The sequence below is a fragment of the Rhodococcus sp. Leaf278 genome (assembly GCF_001426085.1).
Taxonomy (GTDB): Bacteria; Actinomycetota; Actinomycetes; order Mycobacteriales; family Mycobacteriaceae; genus Rhodococcoides.
Genome location: NZ_LMRR01000012.1, coordinates 111,306 through 135,319, shown reverse-complemented (window position 1 = coordinate 135,319; position 24,014 = coordinate 111,306). Strand labels below are relative to the sequence as shown.

The window sequence follows — 24,014 nt, the reverse complement described above, 5'->3', positions numbered from 1 at the left end:
ATTCGTGACCGGACCCATGCTCCCCATTGCGGGTGAGGACTCCGAACGGTGCGACGCAGCACGCAACCGTCGACTGTTGCTCGACGCCGCAGCGGATCTGGTGGCAACCATCGGAGCCGACGCCATCACCATGGATGCGGTGGCGACCAAGGCCGGAGTGGGCAAAGGCACCGTGTTCCGCCGTTTCGGCAACCGCGCCGGGCTGATGCGAGCGCTTCTCGATCACACCGAGCAGAAGTTGCAGCGCTCGTTCATGTTCGGCGATCCACCACTCGGTCCCGGAGCCGATCCGATCGACCGTCTCGTTGCTTTCGGCCGGGCTCGTCTCGAGTTCGTCAATGTTCAAGGCGAGGTGTTGCGGGCTGCCGAGACGTCGGCCGACGCGCGATACTCGGCCCCCGCACACATGGTCAACTTCACCCACGTCCTGTCGCTGCTCCGCGCGGCCGGCGTGGACGGGGATCTTCCACTGCTGACGCACTGGCTGCTCACACCACTCGAAGCCACCCTGGTACTACACCAGTACCGCGATCTCGGAATGCCGATGGACCGGTTGGCCGACGGCTGGGAAGACTTGGTACGCAGAGCAACTCGCGCTCGATAGCTTGCCCGACTCAGATTTTCTCGACTGCCGTGGCCGCGGTGTGCAACGCCACACCGTAGGAGCGACCGTGCCCCGCTGCGTGGACCGCGAGTGGGTGCAATTGGTGCAGTGCAATGCGGTCTCGCCACCCGGCTCCCAGCGGATGTACCGTCTCGTACCCGTCGACGATGTCCTCCAACAGGGGGCACCCGAAGAGCGCCAACATCGCCAGGTCCGTCTCACGGTGCCCGCCGTGCGCTGCCGGGTCGATCAGCACCACGCCTGCCTCGGTCCAGAACACGTTGCCGCTCCACAGATCTCCGTGAATTCGGCTGGGCGGCTCCGTGTCGTCGAAATCGCCGTCCGCAACGCGTCGGCACGCCGATTCGACGGTGGCAGCCTCGGTCGGCGTCACGGTGCCCGCATCGACGGCGATTCGTAGAAAGGGCAGTACCCGTTCGGCTGCGTAGAACTCACCCCACGTCCGGTGCACCGCATTGCTCATGGCACGAGCCCCGATGAACAGTTGGCCGGGAAAGGGTGCACCGTCGGAGCCGACGGGCGGCGCGCCGAAGCCGGCTGCTCCACCGCCGTGCATGTACGCCAACACTCGACCGAATCTTCTGGCCGCGGGCGCCGTCGGATGCGCCGCGATCAAGCGCTCGAGTTCGATGTGTGTCGGCCCGAACCCGAGGACTCGGGCGACGGGCGCGCCCGCCTCACCGAGCCAGTGGAGCCCATGTGCCTCGGCGGCGAAGAAGTCGGGATGAGCCTGCGGGTTTCGTTTGACGAACGTATCGGAGGATCCACTCACGAAGACCGACCCTACGCACGGCGTGTGCGCGCGGCCACAGACCTGCCGACGTCATTAGTATGAGCTGATGGGATTCATCAACTCGGAAGTGCGCACGAGCATCACGCGTGAGCTGGCAGTGCAATCGACTATCGATCCGGTCACGGAAGTTCGCCGGAGGGTGGATTTTCTCAAGGACTACCTCTCGTCGACCCCGGCAACGGGCTTCGTACTCGGTATCAGTGGCGGACAGGACAGCACACTCACCGGCAAGCTCGCCCAGCAAGCCGTGACGGAGCTGCGAGCCGACGGCCACGAGGCCGAGTTCGTCGCCGTACGGCTCCCCTACGGTGTGCAGGCCGACGAGGACGACGCGTCGATCGCGCTACGGTTCATCGACCCCGATCGAACCGTGACGGTGAACATCAAGCCCGCTGCCGACGCATCGGCGGCCGCCACGGCAGAGGCCCTGGGAACCGCCGAGGTCCGTGATTTCGTTCGCGGCAACATCAAAGCTCGCCAGCGCATGGTCGCGCAATACGCCATCGCCGGAGAACTCGGCTACGTCGTGGTCGGCACCGACCACGCTGCCGAGGCCGTCACCGGGTTCTTCACCAAATTCGGCGACGGTGGTGTCGACCTGACTCCACTCACCGGCCTGAGCAAGCGTCAGGGTGCCGCACTGCTCCGTGAACTTGGTGCACCGGAAAGCACGTGGCGCAAAGTCCCCACCGCAGATCTCGAGGACGATCGCCCTGCACTGCCGGACGAGGAGGCACTCGGCGTGACGTACGAACAGATCGACGACTACCTCGAGGGCAAAGACGTCTCCGACGACGTCGCCGACAAGCTGGAGAAGATGTTCATGGCGACGCGCCACAAGCGAGCGGTGCCGGTGACGCCGTTCGACGATTGGTGGAAGAGCTCCCACTGAGCCGGGCGAGCGGACGCAGAGCCGAACGGGACGATCAGCCGCCTGCGAACGGCGGCAACACATCGACTCTGCTGCCGACCGCACGCCCCAGATCGCGCGTGAGGTCGTCCCCGACGAGATAAGCGGACACGCGCAGGATCGGGTCCATCTTCGCGCCGTGCTTCGACCGGATCACGTCTCGCACGTCGGCGAGTGTGGCTCCGGAGGGCACGGTGACGTACTCCGAATCGCACCCCGATGCGTCTACGGCGGCGGCGAAGTACCGCACTTCGACCTCGGCCGAGGGCATGGTGTCCTCGCTCGACTGCACGTCAACCACCGATCGCTCCCATGCTGCGGGTGGGTGGAACGAAGCCTTCGGCGTCGATACCGTGTCCGGCCCATTTGTTCCACATCGCCCCACGCCACACGGCGGCCAACTCGTCGTCGGTGGCACCGCCTCGCAGCGCCGCGCGCAGATCGGTTTCGTCGTCGCTGAAGAGGCAGGACCGAATGGTTCCTTCGGCGGTCACTCTCGTGCGGTCGCAGTCCCCGCAGAACGAGCGCGTCACCGAGGCGATGATTCCGACGGTCGCGTCGGTACCGTCGACGCTCCACTCCTCGGCCGGTGCCGACGGATCGGCGCGTCCGACTTCACGCAGCTCGAACTCGGTGGACAGCTCGTCGAGCAATGTCTGGGCATCGATCATGTTCGCGCGAGCCCACTCGTGGTCGGCATCGAGCGGCATCTGCTCGATGAAGCGGAGCGCCACGCCCTCGTCGAGACACCAGCGCAGTAGATCGACTGCACCGGACAGGGTGTCGCGCATCAGAACGGCGTTGACCTTCACCGGACCGATGCCTGCTCGCTTCGCCGCTCGGATTCCGGCCAGCACCGACGGCAGTCGGTCGCGTCGGGTCAGCCGCGCGAAGTCCTCGCGGTCGACCGAATCCAGGGACACGTTGACCCGGGTCAACCCGGCATCGGCCAGTGCCCCGGCCCGATGCTCCAAACCCACTGCGTTGGTGGTCATCGACAGCGGAACACCTGCCGCAACATCGGAGCACAGCCGCAGAATCTCATCGAGGTCGCGGCGCATGAGTGGCTCGCCGCCGGTGAACCGCACGTCGCGAATACCCAGCAGCCGCACGGACACCGACACCACTCGCGCGATCTCGGCCGGCGTGAGCAGGTTCGCGGCAGGAATGGCCGGAAGCCCTTCCTCCGGCATGCAGTAGGTGCACCGCAACGAGCACTTCTCGGTGATGGAGATACGCAAGTCGCGGGCGACTCGGCCGAAGCGGTCGATCAGATGGGGTACGTCCGGCCGATCCGCCACGAAATTCGCCTGCGGCGACCGATCTGTCGGAGCAGCACCGCCGAACACCGGAATGCCCAGCGAGGTGACACTGTCCACCGTCACCTCTTACCTCACCTTCGTCGATCTCGAGCACGCCTGTCGCAGACGTGTCTACCCAGTATGCCGCAGCCCACACTCGCCGGCATTGTCGGCGTGCTTAGGATTGGCACCCATGACTGCTGAGCACAAGTGCGCGATCACCGGACCAGCGCAGTGAGCGCCGTATCCGTCGAGCAGCATGCCGCCGCGGTCGAGACTCTTCTTGCGGCACTGGGCACCAGAACTGCGCAGCGAATCCCCCTGGCCGAGGCTCTGGGACGGGTCTCGTTCGAGGACGTGCGGTCGCCGGTCGATCTACCGCTCTTCCGAAATTCGCAGATGGATGGCTACGCAGTCGATTCGCGTTCCGTCGCCACGACCCCGGTGACGTTGAAGGTCTCGACGATCATCGCCGCAGGGCCCACGGAATCGGCCGTTCTCGCTGCAGGTAGCGCGGCGAAGATAATGACCGGCGCACCCATTCCCGACGGGGCCGACGCCATCGTCCCCGTCGAGGACACGACGATATCGTCGGAAGGTTCGGTGACTATCGAACGCGGCCGCGGCGCAGGCGAATTCGTCCGTGAACAGGGAAGCGACGTGCGCGTCGGAACAGTTCTCGTCGAGGCCGGTCGAGTACTCGAACCCCGGCACATCTCGGTTCTCGCGGCTGTCGGTTTCGCCGAGGTCGCCGTGCGCTCGCGTCCTCGCGTGGCCGTCGTGACCACCGGTGCCGAACTGGTCGAGGCCGGATCGACTCTCACTCCCGGTCAGATCTACGACTCGAACGGCATCACCCTTGCGGCCCACCTACAGGCCAGCGGCGCGGAAGTGGTTGCCGTCGCGCGAAGCTCCGACGATCCGACACGATTTCGCGAGGTTCTCGACGAAGCAAGACGATCGGCGGAACTGATCATCACGTCCGGCGGCGTCTCGATGGGCGACTTCGAGGTGGTCAAGGACGTTCTCGGTCCACTCGGCGGCACCTTCGGGTCGGTCCGTATGCAGCCGGGCGGACCGCAGGGCATGACACTGTTCGACGGCACCCCGGTGCTCAGCTTTCCCGGCAACCCCGTCAGCACCGTTGTCTCGTACATCATGTTCGCGCGCAACATAGTTCGGCGAGCAGCCGGTCTTTCTCCGATACTCCCGAGCACCGCGATCTTGCACGAATCGATCGTCTCGCGGCCGGGCCGCCGACAGCTTCTCCGTGGCCGGGTGCGGGACGACGGCCGAGTGGAGCTCGTGGCAGGCCCGGGATCCCATCTGGTCGCTGCATTGGCCTGGGCCGACGTTCTGATCGACATCGACTCCGACACAACCGAACTCGCCGCAGGATCCGACGTGGAGGTATGGCCACTGTGACCACCGACGCCCCCCGACCCCACCTGTCTCATCTCGACGATCAGGGCCGCGCACGCATGGTCGATGTGGCGCACAAGAAGGAGACTTCGCGCACGGCCGTCGCCGCCGGTGAGTTCGTCACCACTGCCGAGGTCATCGCGCTCGTGCGCGCGGACGACATGCCCAAGGCCGATGTACTTGCCACTGCCCGTATCGCGGGAATCTCGGCAGCGAAGCGGACGTCGGAACTGATCCCGCTGTGCCATCAGCTCGCGCTCTCGTCGGTGAAGATCTCGTTCGGTTTCACCGACTCGTCGATCACGGTCGAGGCCACGGCGCGCACCACCGGACGCACCGGGGTGGAGATGGAGGCCTTGACCGCGGTGGCGGTCGCGGGTCTCACGCTGCACGACATGGTCAAGGCCGTCGACCCGGGTGCCACGATGAACGGCGTCCGATTGATCACCAAAGACGGTGGTAAGCATGGTCATTGGCAGCGAGACGGGGTCCCGGTCACTCCCGCCGCCGACGCTGCCCCGACGCTCGACACCACACGATCCGCAGTGGTGCTGGTGGCCTCCACCGGCGGCGCGAAGGGAACTCGACCGGACACCACCGGCCCCACCATCGCGTCCTGGTTGAACGATCGAGGCTTCACCGTTCGTGGCCCGCTGGTGTACGCCGACGCCGACATAGCAGCCGGCCTGCAGGACGCGTTGCGCGGCGAACCGTCGTTGATCGTCAGCACTGGAGGCACCGGCGTATCGCCCACCGATGCGACTCCCGAGGCAACTGCCGCTCTCCTCGACATCGACATGCCGGGGATCGCCGACGCCATCCGTACCCGCGGGACGTCCGCAACGCCGCACGCGGTCCTCAGCCGAGGGGTTTCGGGACTGATCGGCCGCACGCTGACGGTCAATCTGCCGGGCTCGCCGGGCGGCGTCAAGGACGGTCTCGCAGTTCTCGATCCACTACTCGACCATGTCTTGGCCCAGATCGCCGGAGGAGGACCCCACGATGAGTGAACTCGTCGCACGAATTTCCAGTGAACCGTTGAGCACCGCCGAAGTGGAAGCAGCCGTACAGGATTCACGCCACGGTGCCGTGGTTCTGTTCAGCGGAATAGTTCGGAACCACGATGGCGGCCAGGCGGTGGAAACGCTCGAATACCGTGCGCATCCAGACGCGGAACGCTTCTTGAACCGATGCTGCTCCGAGGTCTCCGCCGAGACCGGCCTCGAGGTCGCTGCGGTACATCGCGTCGGAGACTTGCGCGTCGGAGACCTCGCACTGGTGGCAGCCGTCGGATCCGCCCATCGGGCCGAGGCCTTCGAGGCCTGCGCACGATTGGTCGAACGCATCAAGGCCGAGGTCCCGATCTGGAAACGGCAGGGATTCGAGGGCGGACGCACCGAATGGGTCGGACTGTAGGAGTTCTACCCAGCGTCCAGGTATCTGTGTACGGGGAGCATCGAGGACGCATCGCACTGCTCGGATTGCTCCCGCACGCATGCTCGCAGTCGTTTCTCTATGGCCTCTGCATCGAGGTCTGTACCGATCAGCACCAATGACGTCTGTTCGGTCTCACCCCGCGCCCACGAGGTCGCCTCGAACCGAATGTGTCGGCCGACGGTGTGCACGATGAACTTCTGCGGATAGCCCGCCACGGCGAAGTGCACGAACCCTTTGATGCGGTAGAGATTTCCGGTGGGATTCTCCAGAAACTCGATCAGTCGTCGTGGTTCGATGGGATCGGGGCTGACGAACTCGGTGTGAGAATACTGGGCGTGCAGGTGGTGCTCGTGGTCGTGGTCACTGTGGTTTTCACGTAGGAGCTCGTCGAACGACAACTGAACGGGGAGCGTCGACTCGACCGACAGGTCGTCTCGACGGTCGAACAGCAGCAGCGGATCCACTCGGCCGAACGCGACGGGGACGACGGGGACGTCCCCCACGATGGACCGCACGGTGGACACGACTGCGGAGCGGCCGGACTCCGAGACTGCGTCCGACTTGTTCAACACCACCAGATCGGCCAACTGCACGTGCTGGTCGATCTCGGGATGCAGGACGCGAGTCTGTGGAAATTCCACCGCATCGACAACTGCTACGAGCCCGCCGTAGACGATGAATTCGTTCTCGCTACCTCGGACCATTCGGATCAGATTGCGGGGTTCGGCGAGGCCACTGGCTTCCACCACGATGACGTCGATCGCCGAACGTCGCTGCGCGAGGGCGTCGAACATCGCATCCATGTCGCTGATGTCCACCGCGCAACAGATGCATCCATTGCCGAGGGAGACCATCGAGTCGACCTGCCCTGCGACGAGCATGGAGTCGATGTTGATCGCTCCGAAATCGTTGACCACGACGCCGATTCGGATTCCGGCATCGTTGCGCAGCAGGTGATTGAGCAGAGTCGTCTTGCCCGCGCCGAGGAAGCCCGCGACTATCACCACCGGTATTTTTCGACGCGTCACGGCGTCCGAGACTACCGGGCAGCAAGAATCTGTTTCAGCAGGCCTTGCGCGAAGGTGGACACACTGCTGACGTTCTCCGGGGTGGCGAGCCCTTTCAATCCGTCCACTCCGAACGTCTGGACGTACGGAGAGACGCTGTCGAGCAATCGCGAGAGCGCACTGCGGCCTGCCGTCGGCGCTCCGATGCTCCCCGTTCCGGTAGCCGAGGACTCGCTGGGCGCAGCAGTGTCGGTCATCTTCGCCGCAGGGGCGGCAGCCGTCGTCGTCGGGGTGGTCGTAGTCGCCGCGGCCGGCGCGGACGCAGTCTCGGCACCGAGCAGGTAGTCGATTATTCCGGTCGAGATTGCGATCGCATGCTTCAACTGACCGTCGGCACCTTCGAGAAGGGCTGCGTCGTCGGGGTTGGATCCGTTGCCCATTTCGACGAATACCAACGGGACGGTGGTCAGTGCCGGCCCGGCCACATCCGAGCGCTCCTGAATTCCCTCGTCCACGCCTGCGTAGTTGGCCGGCTCGAACCCGGCCCGAACGTACGAGTCGCGCATCAGCGTCGACGCCGACCGTCCTCCTTCGGACTGGGCCGCGTCGGCCGCTGCGTTCGGAATCGGCAACGTCGGCACGATCAGGTGGAATCCGTGTTTATCGGCATCGGTCGCCGTGCTCGTGGAGTCGGCATGAATACTCACGGCGACGTCGGCTCCGGACTCGCTCGCCGCACGCGCTCTGTCGTCGACGCATCCGCCCCACCCGGAGTCGTCGGCACGGCTGGTCTTCACCGTTGCACCCAGGCTCTCCAGACTGGACCGAACGAGTTCGCTGACCTTCCAGTTGATCGTGTGTTCGGGGACGCCGTCCACGGTGGTCATTCCGGTGGTCTGGCAATCCTTCGTCCCGCCTCGGCCGTCGTCCACCTGGCGCTGCAGGTTCTGCGAATGTGCGGTGCCCTGGTGACCCGGGTCGAGAAAAACCGTCTTGCCCGACAACTCGTTACCGGTCGTCGACGGAGTCGTGGCGGACGGAGCAGCTGTTGCTGGAGCAGCGCCGATCAGGCCCGCACCGAGGATTCCCGCGCACATCAGCGCTGTTGTTGCCGACATGGTGATTCGTGCAGATTTCATATGCTGTCGAGCGCACCGGAGTGACAGGTGGCGCTACTCCCCTCTCGGCCCTTCGGTTGCGCTGTTGGCAGTGGGTCGCCGACAACACGGGACACACGCGAAACAGCAGACACTTGCGCCTCGAGTGAACCAGATGTTGCCCTCGACGCGCCGTGAATCATCTTTCGTTAGTGAAAAGAATGCGTTCCGTAATCGATCTGTTGCAGACGCACGGGCGGCTTCGAGCAACCGCGCGCCGTCTCCCCACTTCGACCACCGCGAACCGACCCGAGGATGGAAAATTGTCTGCGCTTCGGCCGGTCGGTCGTCGATTTCGATAAGCAGCGACATCGCGCCGGAACAATGCACTCGCGCGCACCCTTACGTTTCGACGACCGCCGGATCCGATTCCCAACAATTCTGCGAATCGAGTAACAATTCCCAGGCCTGCATGGATAAACACATTGCTCGGCCGTATAGTCGGTTCAGTTCGATCTGGACATCCCCGCATCATCCCCTGCACCATTGGAGAGCTTCAGCATGGCCAGAAAAGTCTATGTGCAATTAGTCGACGACATCGACGAAAAACCGATCGAATCCGGTGGCGAACACATAACCTATTCGGTCAACGGAGTCACCTACGAAATCGACCTGAGCGACAAGAACGCCAAGGAATTTCACCGCAAGCTCGACTATTACATCGAACACTCCACCAAGGTCGGTGGAAAGCGGACCAAGAAGTCGACTACCTCTGCAGCCGGCGCCAAGCGCGATGCCAATCAAACCAAAGCCATCAGAGAATGGGCGAAGGCGAACGGCCACAATATCTCCGCGCGGGGCAGAATCCCCGCCGAGGTCGAGCAGGCCTTCGACGCAGCCCACTGAGTCACCGCTGACGTACAGCAACGAAACGAGAAAAAGCGCCGCTCGAGAGCGGCGCTTTTTCTTGTTAGGAACAGACTATCTCGGTGGAGCTAAGGGGACTCGAACCCCTGACCCCCACACTGCCAGTGTGGTGCGCTACCAGCTGCGCCATAGCCCCGAGTTACTGCATGCAACCGCTCATGCGGTTGCTCGAACGAAGTTACACCATCGGTCGCAGCAGCAACAAATCACCTGGTCCGGCCGGTACCGAGAACTCGACCGACGGCCGCACACACGGCAGTGGATCAATTGATCGAGGCCAGCCATTCCGAGTCCCCCAGTGCGTCTACCACCTGTCCGTCGACCAGCACACCCGGTGTCCCCCGCGCTCCCGACGCCGCGAGCGCGTCGCGTCCAGTGTTCGCATCCGCTACCGCAGCATCTCGTTGCGCGCCACTGACGATGCATTCGACCGCCAGGTCACTCGCACCCGAGGACCGAGCGAGGTCCGCCAGTTCTGCATCGGTTCTGTCCGAGTCTGCACCTTCTTCCGGGCGGAATTCGGGGTCGAACAATCCGCTGTGAAAAGCGGAGTAGACCCGAGCGTTCTCCGTCGCCGCCACGCAGTGCGACGCGGCCACGGCCCGCGTCGAATAGTCACCCGAGGCCGATTGCGCATCGAGAAAATTGACCAGGTGGTATTTCACCGCGACGATGCCGTCGTCGATTTTCTGAGCCAACTCCTGGCCGTGCTTCACTTCGAGGTCACCGCAGAAGGGGCACATCGGATCCTCGAAGACATCGACGACACGCTGTGCTCCCGGACGCGCCAGCTGCACCACACCGTCGCCTGGCAACGACAATTCGACCTCGGGATTCTTGACGGTTCCGTAACCGTCGTTACGTGGGGCATCGCTTCCGCTCTGCCACATGATCGCGACCACGACGACTATCACCACCACCAAGAATGCGATACCGCCCAATACATAGGTCATCGTGTTGGACGTCGCCTGTGGCGTGTGTTTCGTGCTCGATGTCTTCTTCTGGCTCACAGACCGAATACTACGGATGTGCGTGTCAGGTGCGCTCGCGCTCGAGGGTGTCGGGTACGCGAGACCACCAGAGTCCGGCCACCAGAAGCAGCGCACCCGTCACGGCGAAAGCCGGACCGAACGAGACGCGCTCCACGATCATTCCGGCGACGATCGGGCCGATCACCGCACCCACGTCGGACGCCATCTGGAAGGCCGCCAACACGGGTCCCCCGCGCGCCTTCGAGCCGATCACGTCAGCGACCGATGCCTGCTGGGCAGGACTCATCAGACCTGATCCGATGCCGGCGATCAACGACACCACCAGGAACAACACCGGATCGTGCACATAGCCCATCACGACGGTGCCCAGGCCGCACACCGCCAACCCACCCACCATGAAGGGCTTGCGTCCGCGCACATCGGACAGGCGACCTGCGCTGGTGAGAACCAACGCATTTCCCACGGCGAACACGGTCAGTGCGACACCGACGAACACCTCGGATCGCTGCATCGCCTCGACGACGAACAACGGCACCAGCGCCACCCGAACACCGAACACTGCCCAACCGTTGGCAAAATTCGACGCCAGCGCCGCCTGATACGACGGGATCCGCAGCGCGGCGAGCAACGACATCGTGGGTGGTGCCGAGCCCTTCTCCCGTTTGACGAGGTCTGAATTACCCAGGGTGAAATACACGACGGCAGCGGCGATCACGAGAGCCACTGCGTAGATGACGAACGGCACCCGCAGACCGAATCCCACGAGCGCGCCGCCGACGAGCGGACCGCCGATGGTTCCCAGCAGGAAAGCGGTCGCATACAGGCCGGAGATGCGGCCACGACTGGTCGGAGGACTGATCCTGATCAGCAAACCCAGTGCCGACACCGAGAACATCGTCGAACCGATGCCGCCGAGTCCGCGAAAGAGCAGCAGCTGCCAATACGTCTGGGCCAGAGCGCACGCACCGGTGGACACCGCAACGATCAGCAGTCCGATCAAGTACACGGGTCGCTCGCCGAGCCGCTGCACCAGAGCGCCACTGGCAGGGGCGAACAGCAACCGCATGAGAGCGAACGCACTGATGACCGCCGACGCCGCCGTGTATCCGACGCCGAATTCCCGCGCGAACTGTGGCAGAGCGGGCGCGACGATCCCGAATCCGAGCGCGATGACGAACGCCGCCGACACCAGAACCCAGATCTCAGGGGGAAGCTTGCCTCCGGGTTGGAACGCCGGCTCGGGAGCGGAACTGTCGTGGTCGGGTGAAGGTGAGTCGGTCACGAGCTCTCGAGTGCGGACGACACCAGTTCACGTGCTGCAGCCTGCACCTGGGCGAGATGGTCTGCGCCCTGGAACGACTCCGCGTAGATCTTGTACACGTCCTCGGTTCCGGACGGGCGCGCAGCGAACCAGGCGCTCTCCGTCGTCACCTTCAGGCCACCGAGGGCAGCCCCGTTGCCCGGAGCCTCGGTCAGCGTCGCCGTGATCGGTTCGCCGGCCAGCTCGGTGGCGGTGATCTGGTCCGGCGAGAGCTTGGCGAGAACCGCTTTCTGCTCCCGGGTGGCCGGTGCATCGACGCGGGCATACGACGGATCGCCGAACTTCGCAGTGAATTCGGCATAGCGCTGAGACGGCGTCGATCCGGTGACAGCGGTGATCTCCGACGCCAACAGCGCCAACGTGATTCCGTCCTTGTCGGTGGTCCACACTCGGCCGTCGTGCCGAAGGAACGACGCGCCGGCGCTCTCCTCACCGCCGAACCCGAGTTCACCGGTGAGTAGGCCGGGTACGAACCATTTGAATCCGACGGGCACCTCCAGGAGCCGACGGCCGAGTCCGGCGACGACCCTGTCGATCATCGACGAGCTCACCAGTGTTTTGCCCACCGCCGCCGTCGGTGACCAACCTGGCCGATGAGTGAACAAGTAGTCGATGGCCACGGCGAGGTAGTGATTGGGATTCATCAGGCCACCGTCGGGAGTGACGATGCCGTGCCGATCGGAGTCGGCATCGTTGCCCGTCGAGATGTCGAATCGGTCTCGAGCAGCAATGAGCGACGCCATCGCATTGGGCGACGAGCAATCCATCCTGATCTTGCCGTCCGTGTCGAGCGTCATGAATCGGAACGTGCCGTCCACCAACGGATTGACGACGGTCAGATCCAGGTTGTGACGCTCGGCAATGGCGTCCCAGTAGTCGACGCTTGCGCCGCCCAACGGGTCGGCACCGATGCGCACCCCGGCTGCCCGAATGGCATCGAGGTCGAGCACGTTCGGCAGATCGTCCACGTAGGTACCGAGGAAGTCGTACCGCGACACGCTCCCCGCGAACGCCTGAGCGAGAGTCACCCGCTTGATGCCCGAAATACCCTCGCGCAGTAGCTCGTTCGCGCGAGCGGCAATGACCGACGTGGCATCACTGTCGGCGGGTCCACCGTGCGGAGGGTTGTATTTGAAGCCGCCGTCCCGGGGCGGGTTGTGCGACGGGGTCACCACTATTCCGTCGGCCTTCGCGGCCGGGCCGGACTCGTTGTATCGCAGAATGGCATGACTGACGGCGGGAGTGGGGGTGTATCGATCCCCCGAGTCGACCAATACGTCTACATCGTTGGCCGCCAACACTTCCAGCGCAGTCGTCCACGCCGGTTCCGACAACGCATGGGTGTCCCTGCCGATGAACAACGGCCCGGTGATGCCCTGCGCAGCGCGGTACTCCACGATCGCCTGGGTGGTCGCCACGATATGCGCCTCGTTGAACGCCGAATCCAGGCTCGACCCACGATGCCCCGACGTACCGAACACCACCTGCTGGCTCGGCTCCGACACGTCGGGAACCCGCGAGTAGTACGCCGTCACGAGTTGCGAAAGATCCACCAGATCCTCCGGCAATGCAGTGGTTCCAGCTCTCTCGTGCGCCACGGTGCGCCTCCTCGTTGTGGTCGAACCGAACTCGATCGATGGATCGAGCTCCTCGACAACCCTAACGCCGCTACCCCACCCGCGAGCTACTTGCTGGGTCCTTTCGGCGGCCGAGGGAGGAAATAGCTGGTCCGCTGTTGGTATTCGCGATATCCCGGACGCTTTTCCATGCTGCGCTCGAGCAACCGTGCGCCGGTGGCGAACACCAGGAAGTACGTCATCGCGATGGGCGACAGAATCGTGAACACCCCGGGCCACGCCGACGCCGACACGAGGAACAGTCCCCACCACACCGCCGAGTCTCCGAAGTAGTTGGGGTGCCGCGTCCAGGACCACAGACCACGATCCATGATCTTGCCCTTGTTCGACGCGTCGGCCTTGAAGGCCTTCAATTGCGCATCACCCACTGCCTCGAACGTCCATCCGAGAATCCAGACGAGCACCCCGAGCACGACCACGGGTACGACCGATCCGTGCGCGACAGCGGACACCTGCAACGGCAGGGACACGAACCACAAGGCGGCCGCCTGCGTCAGATAGATCTTGCGCAGGGCATACAGGGTTTCGTTTCCGGTGGCCTTGGACAGCAGTTCGGTGTAGCGCGGATCCTCACCGTGTCCACGTGAGCGCTGAAAGACGTGCAGTGCGAGCCGAAGTCCCCACACACCGACGAGCACCAGCAGCAGCAATCGACGCCATACATCACCGGTGCCGGTCGCAGCCGAGATCAACGCGATCAGAACGAACCCGCCGCCCCACGTCACGTCCACGACGTTGTGCCGTCCGATACGCGCACCGATGAGGGCGGTGACGACCATGAGGACGGCGGTGCCGCCGAGGCTCGCGAGCGATACGGTCAGGAAATCGGACCAGTTCACCGCGCGGGCACCCAGACCGGTCGAACCGGTTCCATCTCCGACGATCCGTTCTCCGACCGGACCGCAAGAATCTGGTCGACGCCCATCCGGTTGTCCCGGAAGGCCATTCCGCCGCCGATCAGGTACAACCGCCACACCCGGGCGACCTCTTCACCGACCATTGCCACCACCTCGTCGAAGCGCGCCTCGAAGCGCTCGGTCCAGACGTCGACGGTCCGCACGTAATGCTCCCGGAGCGCATGCACGTCCCGAACCTCGAGCCCCGCCTCCTCGATCATGGCAACTGTCCGCCCGACCGGGCGCATGTACATGTCCGGCGCGATGAAGGATTCGATGAATGCTCCGCCGCCGGGGTTGTCGCCTTCTCTCCGCGACATCTGCTGGATCAGCACGCGTCCCCCCGGCTTGACGTTGGCGTGCAGCGCGGCGGTGTAGGTCGGGTAGTTGGCCTCCCCCACATGCTCACCCATCTCGATCGACGCCACCGCGTCGAACGGGCCGTCCGGAATCTCCCGGTAGTCCTGGATTCTGATCTCGACGTTGTCCTGCAGTCCCCGATCGGCAATTCGCTTGTCGATGAACGCTTTCTGTTCGCGGGAGATCGTCACGCCGACGACCTTCGCTCCGTACTCCTGAGCTGCATGTAGGCTCAAGGACCCCCAGCCGCAGCCGACGTCCAGAAAGCGCTGCCCGGTGCGCTTGTCGAGGCCGATCTTGCGACACACGAGATCGAGTTTGTCGCGCTGGGCGTCATCGAGGGTGTAGTCCGGCGAATTCGAAGTCCAGTACGCGGACGAGTACGCCATGTGCGAATCGAGGACCAGTTCGTAGAAATCGTTGGACAGGTCGTAATGGTGGCTGATCGCAGCGCGGTCGCGGAGCACCGAGTGCAGCCGACCCTTCACCGAGGCCTGCGACACGGGCGGCGGGAGTGGGCGGCCGAACACTCCGAGATCCTTTGCCAGTCTCGCCAATCGCAGTAGGGACGCCGGCCCCGGTCGGACCGCCGAGAGTCGGCGCTCACGCACCACACCCCACACGTGATCGAGAGCCGCGGCAAGGTCGCCGTCGACGTCCAACTCCCCGGTGACGTACGCCTGCGCAGCACCGAGTTCGCCGGGGCTCCACAGCAATCGACGAAGGGCGCTCGGACTCCGCAACAGCACTCTCGGTGCCGAGGCATCGCCTGCGACGGATCCGTCCCACGCCTCCAGCCGAACGGGAAGTGGACCACCCACCAAGGGCTCTATCAATTCGGCAATCCGATGCGCGACACCGACGCTGCGATCGGTCCGGTCCACGGAAAGTGTCGAGGTGGTCATCGATTGTCCCTTCGGTCGAGCACGATCTGCTGAACATCGAGGTACCCGGATCGAAATCCGGCCTCCGAGTAGCACAGGTAGAAGTGCCACATACGCGCGAACACCTCGTCGAAACCGAGATCCTCTGCCTCGCTTCGATATTCGCGGAAGCGGCTGTCCCACAGCGCAAGTGTGCGCGCGTAGTGGTCGCCCATGGACAGACGCTCGCGAACCCGAAGCGAGGTGTGCTGCTCGGTCACTTCCTCGATGGCCCGCACCGACGGGAGGAACCCGCCGGGAAAGATGTACTTGTGTACCCAGGTGTAGGTGTTTCGGGTGGCCAGCATGCGGTCGTGCGGCATCGTGATGGCCTGGAGTGCAACTCGCCCACCCGGCGCAAGCAACGAGTCGATCGTCTCGAAGTACGTTCCCCAGTACTGATGACCGACGGCCTCGATCATCTCGACCGACACGATCGCGTCGTACTCGCCGTCGACCAGACGATAATCGAGCAGATCGATCTGAATCCGATCTCCGTAACCCGCAGCGGCGCAACGCTTGCGCGCGAGTTCCTGCTGTTCGGTCGACAACGTGACCGACCGTACCGTCGCACCGCGAGCGGCCGCTCGGATAGCCAGCTCGCCCCATCCGGTGCCGATCTCGAGAACCCTGCTTCCATCTCCGACGCCCGCGCGGTCGAGTAGCCGGTCGATCTTGCGACGCTGGGCGTCGGCGAGCTCCTCACTGTCGTTGTCGCTTCCCGATCCGGCGAACAACGCGCTCGAGTAGGTCATCGTGTCGTCGAGGAAGAGCTCGAAGAGGTCGTTGGACAAATCGTAGTGCCGTGAAATGTTGGATCGCGTGTTCTTCGTCGTATTGCGCTCGCTCCGCGGCGGTTTCGGGATGTAGAGCCCTCGGAGTCGCTGGAGGGACTTGGGAATCAACGACGCCATCCGCCGGGCGAAGACCTCGAGCACGGCAGTGAGGTCCTCGGCATCCCAGTCTCCGGCCATGTATGCCTCACCGAATCCGATGAGTCCACTGTCGCCGACCCGTGCGGCGAAGTCGTGCGGCCGATAGACGGTCATCAACGGTGCGTCGTCCGACCCGGCCCCGATCACTTCGCCGTCGGGCATCGCGACCCGGACCTGCAGTCCCGCGACCGCACGACGGAACAGGAAATTGGCGACGGGCGCGGCGGCAGCCACCTTCATGCCGCCGGGAACATGCGCGATCTGGGGCCAGACGCGCGGATCGACCGACGGGCGCGGACCCGTGGCGGCACCACCGTACGGATTCGACACAGAATTGGATCTCGACACAGTCGTCATCTGTGGGCCTCTTCCTTCTGGGATACTCGTTCCCCCGGAGGGGTAGGTTTCTGCACGATCGTCAGGCCCCGCGCCCAGAGCCGAATGCCTTGCCAGCGGATCTGTATCACCACTCGCAGCGGCGCAATCGGGATCTCGAGTACGGTGCGAAGAATCGACCGCGTCGTCACCTCGCGCCGACGGCCGTCGACGGTCGCCACGAACGGAGGCTGGCCGGGACGTTCGAGCACGATCGACAGGCGGAGTGCGGCGTCCGGCTCGGGTAGCTGCATGGAGTATTCACCGTCGACGTCGTTGAACGGCGAGACGTAGAACTTCTTGGAGGTCCGGGCCGCGCCGCGACGATCGGTATGCAGGAGATACCGGTATCGCTCTCCGTAGGTGTTGTGCACCTCGGCCACCACGCAGCGGAGGTCTCCGTCCGGGTCGTGACACCAGTAGACACTCAGTGGGTTGAACGTGTGCCCCAATACCCGCGCGCTGGCCAGCATCGTGATTCGTCCGCCGCCCAGATCGATACCGTTCTCCGCCAGGAACGCGTCGACGTTCCGGCGGATGGTCGAGTTGGGGTCTCCGAGGTGATCACGGGGATCGAACGAGGCCAGCGGCCGCAGTATCCGCGGCAGTTCGGGCAATGCGTCGAGGTCGACGAACCAGCTGTAACTCTTGTACGAGAACGTGTTTCGAATAGGCGCGCGCCGCACGTGATCTATCCGCGTGACATAGAGGGCCGCTCCGTGTGCGCGAGTGGCCGGCAGAACGGACGTCAGAGCCACGTGGCACCCACTCGTCGTGCAGCGAGTGCTCCGGACAACGCACCGTCCTCGTGAAATCCCCAGCCGTGGTACGCCCCGGCGAACGCCACCGTATCGGTGTCCAATTCGGGAAGCCGTCGCTGCGCTGCCACGGATTCGGGGGTGTACTGCGGGTGCTCGTAGGTCATGTCGTCGAGCACCGTGTTCGGGTCGATGCGATCCGCTCCACCGAGGGTGACCAACATTCTTCGATGCGTATCGTCCAATCGCTGCAACCTCGTCAGGTCGTAGCTCACCAGAACTCGGTCGGGCCTGGCGGCACAGGACGGGAGGTGGTAGTTCCACGAGGCCCGAGCCCTGGCGTTTCGTGGTAGCACCGATGAGTCGGTGTGCAATTGAGTGTGATTGGTCGAGTACGGCATCGCTCCGAGAACGCTGTGTTCGAGCGCAGTCGGTTCTGCGAGCATCTTCAGCGCTGCACCGGGATGAACCGCGACGACGGCGGCGTCGAACGTGCGCAGATCGTCGTGACCGTCCCGGATCTGCACGGAGTCGTGCGACCTGTAGACCGCGCGCACCGGGGTATCGACCAGCACCTCGTCGATATGCGACGACACCCGCCGAACGTATTCGATCGACCCGCCCGTGACCGTACGCCAGCTGGGAGACCCTGTGACGGTGAGCATTCCGTGGTGCTGAAGAAAGGAGAACAGATAGCGAGCTGGGTAAGCGAGAGCAGTGTCCGGATCACACGACCACACCGCCGACACCAACGGCGTCATGAAGTGGGATTCGAAATATGCCGAGAACGAGTGTTGGGCGAGAAAACGTCCGAGGGTGATGTCGGAATCCGCGGAGTCGTCCCGGTCGAGCAATTCGGTCGCCAGCCGGTGAAACCGCTTGACATCGAGCAACATCGACACGAATCGTGGCTTGAACACCGCCGTACGTTGCGCGAGGATTCCGCGCATTCCCTGGCCACCCGAATACTCCAGCCCGCACCCGTCGCAGCGCACGGACATGCTCATGTCCGAATCCTGAGTAGGCACATCGAGCTCGTCGAACAGTCGAAGCAGCGTCGGATACGTGCGGTCGTTGTGCACGATGAACCCGGTGTCGACTCCTACCGGACCGTCCGGGCCGTCCACGTAATGCGTGTCCGCGTGGCCCCCGAGGCGGGAGTCCGCCTCGTACAACGTCACCGACGAATTCTTCGACAGGGCGTATGCGGCCGTCAGTCCGGCGACACCGCTCCCGACAACCGCAACCCGACGGCGCGTCACGACTGTGTGCCCATGCAGTCGACCTGCACATCGGCGGCGATACCGAGAACGAAGTCACGCGTCGCCCTCGACCACAGCCGCGGATTGCGGAGCATGAAATGCCCACCCGGAACGGAAAGGTAGCGAGCGGACGCCCCGCGCTCCGACGCACGTTCGGTCGCCCGGCGCGAGGTTCTCGGATCGGTCCACTTGTCTGCAGTTCCGTGCATCACGAGCAGCTTTTTACCCGGCCTGGACGCATCGGCCTCCGCCCCCTCCGGCCACCACGGGGCCAAAGCGACGACACCCACGATAGAAGGGTCGTCGATCAGGGCAGCTGCGGTGCGGCCCCCCATCGAATGGCCGACGACCACCACGTGAACGTCAGGATGCTCGGCGCGGATTCGGTTCAACGCCCACCGGGCGTCCTCGACCGGAGACCGTTCGGGGGCGTTCCAGCCGCGGAACCGGTACTGCAACTGCTGCACCGAAATGTCGTGTGCGCGTCCCACACGCCGAAGCATCCAGGTGAAGGGCCACATTCGCAGACCGGCCAGGTGCCACGGTCGACTGCGCGCCCGGCTGACGTCTTTGCCGCCGCCGAGGACCAACACGACCAATGCAGGGTCGGACACCCGCCTGCCGGTGCGCAGTACTGGAGTCGGCTCGTTGCTCATGCCGGTTATTCGGCACCGAGGCCGCTTCGGGTGGGATCGGTTCGGAGGGGCACATGTGACCTGTCCGACAAAGCAAAGAAGACCGGGCCGAGAGAGTCTCTCTCGGCCCGGTCTCCTGCGGTGGAGCTGCCGGGAATCGAACCCGGGTCCTCTGCTGCATTGCCAGGGCTTCTCCGTGTGCAGTCCGCTATGTCTCTACTTGGATCTCCCGATCTCGCGAACAAGTCAGGATGACGATCCCAGCCACTGTTTGATGTTCCTCATCATCCCGCGGCCGGATGAATCGGTAAGCCCTCTAGCTGATGCCAGTACCCGGACCGAGGGCAAGCCCGGACTGACAGACACGCAGTCGCTACTTAGGCAGCGAGTGCGTAGTCGCGCTGATTGGAATCGGCGCTTATAAGGTTGCGATGACGCTTACGGTGGTCTCTCGCCTGCACCGACACGCTTCCCCTGACTCAACATACAAAGTCGAAACCGTTCAGCCCCGTATGTTCCCGAACACCATGCCCGGGCTGTTCAGTGTAACGCCTCGCCCGGCCACATTCATTCCATTAACGGCCGACCCGGCGATCCGCAGAATTCGAGGCCGCATCGGCGTCCACGCGTTGCACTACCGTCCGCAACATCCGACGCGCCATCACCAGTCGCGCCGGCAGCGAGGCGTACCACACCGCTCGCCCGGCCAGTCCGCGTGGGAAGAACACCAAACGCTGCTCGATCGTGGGCTGCTTCGCCGTTCCGCCGACCGTCAGGTCCAGCCACGCCTCGCCGGGAAGCCGGGTCGAGGACTTGAGCCGCGTGGTGTGTTCGGTGCCCGACGCCGAGGCGTCGGGTCCGGTGGCGTCACGATGCCAACCGGTGAGCACGTCGGAGTCGGCCAGGCGTTCCAGAGCCGGTCTGATAGCGCTCGACTTGGCCGCACTCCTGGCAACCCGAGTGTCGGTGTACACCACTTCCCCGGCCCAATCAGGGTCCGAAGGCAGTGGATCCGACGGTGCCGCAGTACCGGTGGCATCGGTCCACCTCGTCTCGACCTCGCCGTCGTCGATTTTGCGCAGCGCCAATCGAACCGAATCGCGGTAGCCCGTCAGTCCGTTCTCCGGGCGCGGCACGACGGCGTCGATGTCCATCTCGTGACCGACCGCGTCGTACTGCAGCGATTCGATGAGTGGCATCGCCAGCCCACGCGGAATGGGCGTCACCAGCCCGATCCAGTGGCCGGCCAGCCGTGGAGTCAAGACCGGAAGCACGATGATGCGGCGCTCCCTCAGTCCGGCGACGTCGGCGTAGATGTTCATCATCTCGCCGTACTGCATCACGTCCGGCCCACCGATGTCGAAGGTCCTGGATTCGGCGATCGGCGCGCTCGCGGCCCCGATCAAATAGTGCAGCACGTCGCGCACAGCAATGGGCTGGATGCGATTGTGCACCCACCGCGGAGTTGTCATCACCGGAAGCCGGTTGGTCAGGTGGCGAATCATCTCGAACGATGCCGAACCCGATCCGATCACCACACCGGCCTGCAGCACCACGGTGGGAACGCCCGACTCGATCAGAATGCGACCTACCTCGGCGCGTGACTTCAGGTGTGGTGACAGTTCCCCGGTGGGCGGATGCAGGCCGCCCAGGTAGACAATGCGCCCGACGCCGCACTCGGCAGCAACGGCTGCGACGTTCTCGGCGCTGTCGCGTTCGGTGTCGGCGAAATCGGAATGTCCCGCGGTGCCCATCGAGTGCACCAAGTAGTACATGACGTCGACTCCGGTCAGCGCCTCCTTCAGCGACTCTCGGTCGCTCAGATCGCCCTTGACGATCTCGACGTCCGCCGCCCACGGCACGTTGTCGAGCTTGCTGGGGGTGCGCGCCAGCACGCGGACCCGGTAGCCCTCGTCGAGCAGGCGCGGGGCCAGACGACCGCCCAGGTAGCCCGTGGCACCGGTCACGAGAACGCGAGGAGGCAGTCCGTCGTCCTGAGCCACGGGGATGTCGGTCGACGAATCGGAAGCTGTCATAAACGAGGTCATTACCCCCGACCGGGTCAGTTCAACCAGCGAGGGCAATCATCGCGATCGCGCCGAGCGCCAACGCCATTCCGATCTTCTGCAGAGCGCCGACTCGTTCACCGAGCATCACCATGGCCAGCAGGACCGTCGCCGCCGGATACAGCGAGGCGATGACGCTCACCAACGAGAGAAGACCGTCCTGATAGGCGTAGATCAAGGCGGCGTTGGCGACCACGTCGAGGACGCTGACGAATGCCGCAAGTTTGAGCACGCTGCCGTGCGGGGGCGAGAAGTGCCCGGACGCCAGAGCTACGACCCAGACCACCGCGGTGGCCGACGCACGCGACGCCGCGAGCGGCCACAGTCCGCTTCCGTCGCCGATCCGATGCAGAAAAATGAACGCAAAAGCGAAGGTCACACCCGAACCGACCGTCAACCAGGCCACGGTTCGGGTGAACTTCATCTTCCGTCCGCCTGCGACTTCACCGGTCACCTCGTCCGGGGATTCTTTGCTGACAAGCACCACGGCCACCAGGGCGACGGCGATACCGACGAACGCGATGATGCCGGGACGCTCGCCCATCGACAGCCCGACCAGCACCGGGATACCGGCGACCAGGACGGCGGTGACCGGCGAGACCACGGCCATCGGCCCGGCCGCGAGCGCAAGGTAGAACCACCACACTGCAACGCCGCCTGCTACACCCGAGGCCAGCCCCCACAGCATCGCCGACAGTTCGATCGTGCCGCCGACGAACGGTGCTACGAGCAGAACGATCACAAGCGACAGTGGGTACGAGACGATGACCACGCGCAATGCCGCTACCCGGCGGGATGCGACACCACCGACGAAATCGCTCACCCCATAGCCGACGGCAGCTACCAGAGCGAGCAGAACAGCGGTCAGCGCATGCCCTTCACACGACGCCCCAGCTCACGAGTGACCTCGCGTTCGGCGGTGCGCTTGGCCAACGACTGTCTCTTGTCGTAATCCTGCTTACCCTTGGCCAACGCCAGCTCGACCTTGACCTTGCCGTCGGAGAAATACATCGACAACGGCACCAGCGTCAGGTTTCCCTCTTTGACCTTGCTTGCCAGGCGGTCGATCTCACGACGGTGAAGGAGCAGTTTGCGGTTTCGCCGCGGCGCATGGTTGGTCCAGCTACCGAGCGTGTATTCGGCGATGTGCAGTCCGCGTAGCCAGATCTCACCGTCGTCGACGGTCGCGAAGGCGTCGACCAGCGAGGCCTTGCCGTCACGCAGACTCTTGACCTCGGTCCCGACGAGGGCGACTCCGGCCTCGAGGACGTCGAGTATGGAGTAGTTGTGCCGCGCCTTGCGATTGGTCGCGATGGCCTTGCGGCCCTTCTCTCTCACTGCAGGGCCCTTTCTCGAGCGTTCGCCGGATGGATCGGTTCCACGGGCAACCGCTCCAGCATAGAACCGAACGGCAAGCGAATTTATTCGCGCACGTACAGACGCAGCGTGATGTAGGCCGTCACCGCTGCCATGCCGACTCCCACCAGCGCCAGGAACGGTGAGACGAGCAGAACGTCACTGTTCGAAATCCGGGCCAGAATGTTGGCCTGATACACGTCCGAGAGCACGTCATCGATGAACATGTTCTTTGCTGTGAACAGGCCTGCGATCGCCAGCGCAGATCCGATCAGGGCCGCAACCACCGCCTCGAGCAGGAACGGCAGCTGGGTGTACCAACGGGTGGCACCGACCAACCGCATGATGCCGACCTCGGTCCGCCTGGTGAACGCGGCGATCTGAACCATGTTGGCGATCAACAGGATTGCGGCGATCGCCTGCACCGTGGCGATCGCGAAGGCGGCGTTGCGCACGCCGTTGAGCACACTGAACAGTCGCTCGACCAGGTCGCGCTGATTGAGCACGCTCTGCACGCCGGGTCGATTCTCGAAGTTGTCGTTGATCACCCCGAACCGCTCGGGGTCACTCAGGCGAACCTTGAACGACGCGGGAAAGCTGTCGGCACTGACGAGCTCGGCCAGTTCGGGCTGATCCTTGAACACTCGCTCGGTTGCGTCCTTGACCGCGTCCTCGCGGTTGAGGTACTGCACCGAGACCACCGATGGTGTGCTCTCGAGGTCCGAGCGCAACGTGGCGCAGGTGTCCTGCGCGCAATCCGCATCGGTGGCAGAGATGTCGTCGGTGAGAAAGATCTGCACTTCGACTCTGTCCAGGAAGATCTGCTGGGTCTTCCCTGCCATCTGCACCACCAGCAATCCGCCGCCGAACAGTCCGAGCGAGATGGCGGTCGTCAGGATCATGGCGATCGTCATGGTGATGTTGCGGCGCAGTCCGGTGAGGACCTCGCTGAAGATGAAACTTGCGCGCATCGCGGAAT

The 24,014-nt window shown here is 64.3% G+C and carries 24 protein-coding genes, 1 tRNA gene and 1 other RNA gene; 6 read left to right on the top strand and 20 right to left on the bottom strand.

Going from position 1 to position 24,014, the window contains the following annotated elements:
• Window positions 1–4 precede the first annotated feature (4 nt).
• On the top strand, window positions 5–604 hold the full coding sequence (locus tag ASG84_RS13355) for a TetR/AcrR family transcriptional regulator (protein WP_057477533.1): 600 nt from the start codon (window positions 5–7) through the stop codon (window positions 602–604).
• A gap of 10 nt (window positions 605–614) precedes the next feature.
• On the opposite strand, the gene ASG84_RS13350 is transcribed toward ASG84_RS13355, so the two are convergent.
• Window positions 615–1,397: a fructosamine kinase family protein gene (locus ASG84_RS13350; protein WP_057477532.1), complete on the bottom strand. Its 783-nt coding sequence runs from the start codon at window positions 1,395–1,397 to the stop codon at window positions 615–617.
• Between the two features lie 67 nt (window positions 1,398–1,464).
• Between ASG84_RS13350 and nadE the strand changes: the two genes are divergently transcribed.
• Window positions 1,465–2,310: an ammonia-dependent NAD(+) synthetase gene (gene nadE / locus ASG84_RS13345; RefSeq protein WP_057477531.1), complete on the top strand. Its 846-nt coding sequence runs from the start codon at window positions 1,465–1,467 to the stop codon at window positions 2,308–2,310.
• Window positions 2,311–2,344: 34 nt separating this feature from the next.
• On the opposite strand, the gene ASG84_RS13340 is transcribed toward nadE, so the two are convergent.
• The gene (locus tag ASG84_RS13340; protein ID WP_057477758.1) at window positions 2,345–2,599 is read right to left on the bottom strand and encodes a MoaD/ThiS family protein; all 255 of its coding nucleotides are present in this window, start codon (window positions 2,597–2,599) and stop codon (window positions 2,345–2,347) included.
• Window positions 2,600–2,621: 22 nt separating this feature from the next.
• Window positions 2,622–3,677 (bottom strand): GTP 3',8-cyclase MoaA, encoded by a 1,056-nt coding sequence (gene moaA / locus ASG84_RS13335; protein ID WP_156399523.1) that lies wholly within the window; start codon window positions 3,675–3,677, stop codon window positions 2,622–2,624.
• A gap of 186 nt (window positions 3,678–3,863) precedes the next feature.
• On the opposite strand from moaA, the gene ASG84_RS13330 reads away from it, so the two are divergent.
• From ASG84_RS13330 to ASG84_RS13320, 3 genes are read left to right on the top strand one after another with little or no spacing between them, the layout of a single operon-like run.
• Window positions 3,864–5,054, top strand: a complete 1,191-nt coding sequence (locus ASG84_RS13330) for a molybdopterin molybdotransferase MoeA (protein ID WP_057477530.1) — start codon at window positions 3,864–3,866, stop codon at window positions 5,052–5,054.
• Entirely contained in the window at window positions 5,042–6,061 is a 1,020-nt protein-coding gene (gene moaCB, locus ASG84_RS13325; RefSeq protein WP_057477529.1) for a bifunctional molybdenum cofactor biosynthesis protein MoaC/MoaB, read from the top strand. Before ASG84_RS13330 ends, moaCB begins: the two co-directional genes overlap by 13 nt.
• Window positions 6,054–6,467 carry a molybdenum cofactor biosynthesis protein MoaE gene (locus tag ASG84_RS13320; protein ID WP_057477528.1) on the top strand — a complete coding sequence of 138 codons (414 nt, stop codon included), beginning with the start codon at window positions 6,054–6,056 and terminating at the stop codon, window positions 6,465–6,467. Before moaCB ends, ASG84_RS13320 begins: the two co-directional genes overlap by 8 nt.
• A gap of 5 nt (window positions 6,468–6,472) precedes the next feature.
• On the opposite strand, the gene ASG84_RS13315 is transcribed toward ASG84_RS13320, so the two are convergent.
• Window positions 6,473–7,516 carry a CobW family GTP-binding protein gene (locus ASG84_RS13315; protein ID WP_057477527.1) on the bottom strand — a complete coding sequence of 348 codons (1,044 nt, stop codon included), beginning with the start codon at window positions 7,514–7,516 and terminating at the stop codon, window positions 6,473–6,475.
• 11 nt (window positions 7,517–7,527) lie between these two features.
• The gene (locus ASG84_RS13310; protein ID WP_057477756.1) at window positions 7,528–8,613 is read right to left on the bottom strand and encodes an N-acetylmuramoyl-L-alanine amidase; all 1,086 of its coding nucleotides are present in this window, start codon (window positions 8,611–8,613) and stop codon (window positions 7,528–7,530) included.
• A 540-nt stretch (window positions 8,614–9,153) separates the two neighbouring features.
• Between ASG84_RS13310 and ASG84_RS13305 the strand changes: the two genes are divergently transcribed.
• Window positions 9,154–9,498 (top strand): histone-like nucleoid-structuring protein Lsr2, encoded by a 345-nt coding sequence (locus tag ASG84_RS13305; RefSeq protein WP_057477755.1) that lies wholly within the window; start codon window positions 9,154–9,156, stop codon window positions 9,496–9,498.
• An 84-nt stretch (window positions 9,499–9,582) separates the two neighbouring features.
• Here the strand turns inward: ASG84_RS13305 and ASG84_RS13300 are convergent.
• The 15 genes from ASG84_RS13300 to ftsX all read right to left on the bottom strand — a co-directional run bounded on the left by ASG84_RS13300 (window position 9,583) and on the right by ftsX (window position 24,006).
• Window positions 9,583–9,655: transfer RNA gene (locus ASG84_RS13300), tRNA-Ala, on the bottom strand.
• A 127-nt stretch (window positions 9,656–9,782) separates the two neighbouring features.
• A complete protein-coding gene (locus ASG84_RS13295; protein WP_057477526.1) occupies window positions 9,783–10,529 on the bottom strand; it encodes a DsbA family protein in 747 nt (248 codons plus the stop codon).
• Window positions 10,530–10,554: 25 nt separating this feature from the next.
• A complete protein-coding gene (locus tag ASG84_RS13290) occupies window positions 10,555–11,712 on the bottom strand; it encodes an MFS transporter (protein ID WP_057477754.1) in 1,158 nt (385 codons plus the stop codon).
• 77 nt (window positions 11,713–11,789) lie between these two features.
• Entirely contained in the window at window positions 11,790–13,430 is a 1,641-nt protein-coding gene (pgm, locus tag ASG84_RS13285) for a phosphoglucomutase (alpha-D-glucose-1,6-bisphosphate-dependent) (RefSeq protein ID WP_057477525.1), read from the bottom strand.
• Between the two features lie 86 nt (window positions 13,431–13,516).
• Window positions 13,517–14,248, bottom strand: coding sequence for a DUF1295 domain-containing protein (locus ASG84_RS13280; protein WP_235581667.1), 732 nt, complete (start codon window positions 14,246–14,248; stop codon window positions 13,517–13,519).
• 56 nt (window positions 14,249–14,304) lie between these two features.
• Window positions 14,305–15,630 carry an SAM-dependent methyltransferase gene (locus ASG84_RS13275; protein WP_057477524.1) on the bottom strand — a complete coding sequence of 442 codons (1,326 nt, stop codon included), beginning with the start codon at window positions 15,628–15,630 and terminating at the stop codon, window positions 14,305–14,307.
• Window positions 15,627–16,940, bottom strand: coding sequence for an SAM-dependent methyltransferase (locus tag ASG84_RS13270; protein WP_082520966.1), 1,314 nt, complete (start codon window positions 16,938–16,940; stop codon window positions 15,627–15,629). The genes ASG84_RS13275 and ASG84_RS13270 overlap by 4 nt, the downstream gene beginning before the upstream one ends.
• Entirely contained in the window at window positions 16,937–17,716 is a 780-nt protein-coding gene (locus ASG84_RS13265; protein WP_057477523.1) for a DUF1365 domain-containing protein, read from the bottom strand. Before ASG84_RS13265 ends, ASG84_RS13270 begins: the two co-directional genes overlap by 4 nt.
• A complete protein-coding gene (locus tag ASG84_RS13260) occupies window positions 17,707–18,978 on the bottom strand; it encodes an NAD(P)/FAD-dependent oxidoreductase (protein WP_057477522.1) in 1,272 nt (423 codons plus the stop codon). The genes ASG84_RS13265 and ASG84_RS13260 overlap by 10 nt, the downstream gene beginning before the upstream one ends.
• Window positions 18,975–19,634 carry an alpha/beta hydrolase gene (locus ASG84_RS13255; protein WP_057477521.1) on the bottom strand — a complete coding sequence of 220 codons (660 nt, stop codon included), beginning with the start codon at window positions 19,632–19,634 and terminating at the stop codon, window positions 18,975–18,977. The genes ASG84_RS13260 and ASG84_RS13255 overlap by 4 nt, the downstream gene beginning before the upstream one ends.
• A gap of 118 nt (window positions 19,635–19,752) precedes the next feature.
• Window positions 19,753–20,123, bottom strand: a transfer-messenger RNA (tmRNA) gene (gene ssrA / locus ASG84_RS26940).
• 65 nt (window positions 20,124–20,188) lie between these two features.
• Window positions 20,189–21,649: an SDR family NAD(P)-dependent oxidoreductase gene (locus tag ASG84_RS13250; protein ID WP_057477520.1), complete on the bottom strand. Its 1,461-nt coding sequence runs from the start codon at window positions 21,647–21,649 to the stop codon at window positions 20,189–20,191.
• A 31-nt stretch (window positions 21,650–21,680) separates the two neighbouring features.
• Complete coding sequence (locus ASG84_RS13245) at window positions 21,681–22,535, bottom strand: DMT family transporter (protein ID WP_057477519.1); 855 nt, start codon at window positions 22,533–22,535, stop codon at window positions 21,681–21,683.
• A gap of 8 nt (window positions 22,536–22,543) precedes the next feature.
• The gene (smpB, locus tag ASG84_RS13240; RefSeq protein WP_032397704.1) at window positions 22,544–23,017 is read right to left on the bottom strand and encodes an SsrA-binding protein SmpB; all 474 of its coding nucleotides are present in this window, start codon (window positions 23,015–23,017) and stop codon (window positions 22,544–22,546) included.
• An 83-nt stretch (window positions 23,018–23,100) separates the two neighbouring features.
• On the bottom strand, window positions 23,101–24,006 hold the full coding sequence (gene ftsX, locus ASG84_RS13235) for a permease-like cell division protein FtsX (protein ID WP_057477518.1): 906 nt from the start codon (window positions 24,004–24,006) through the stop codon (window positions 23,101–23,103).
• Window positions 24,007–24,014: the final 8 nt, after the last annotated feature.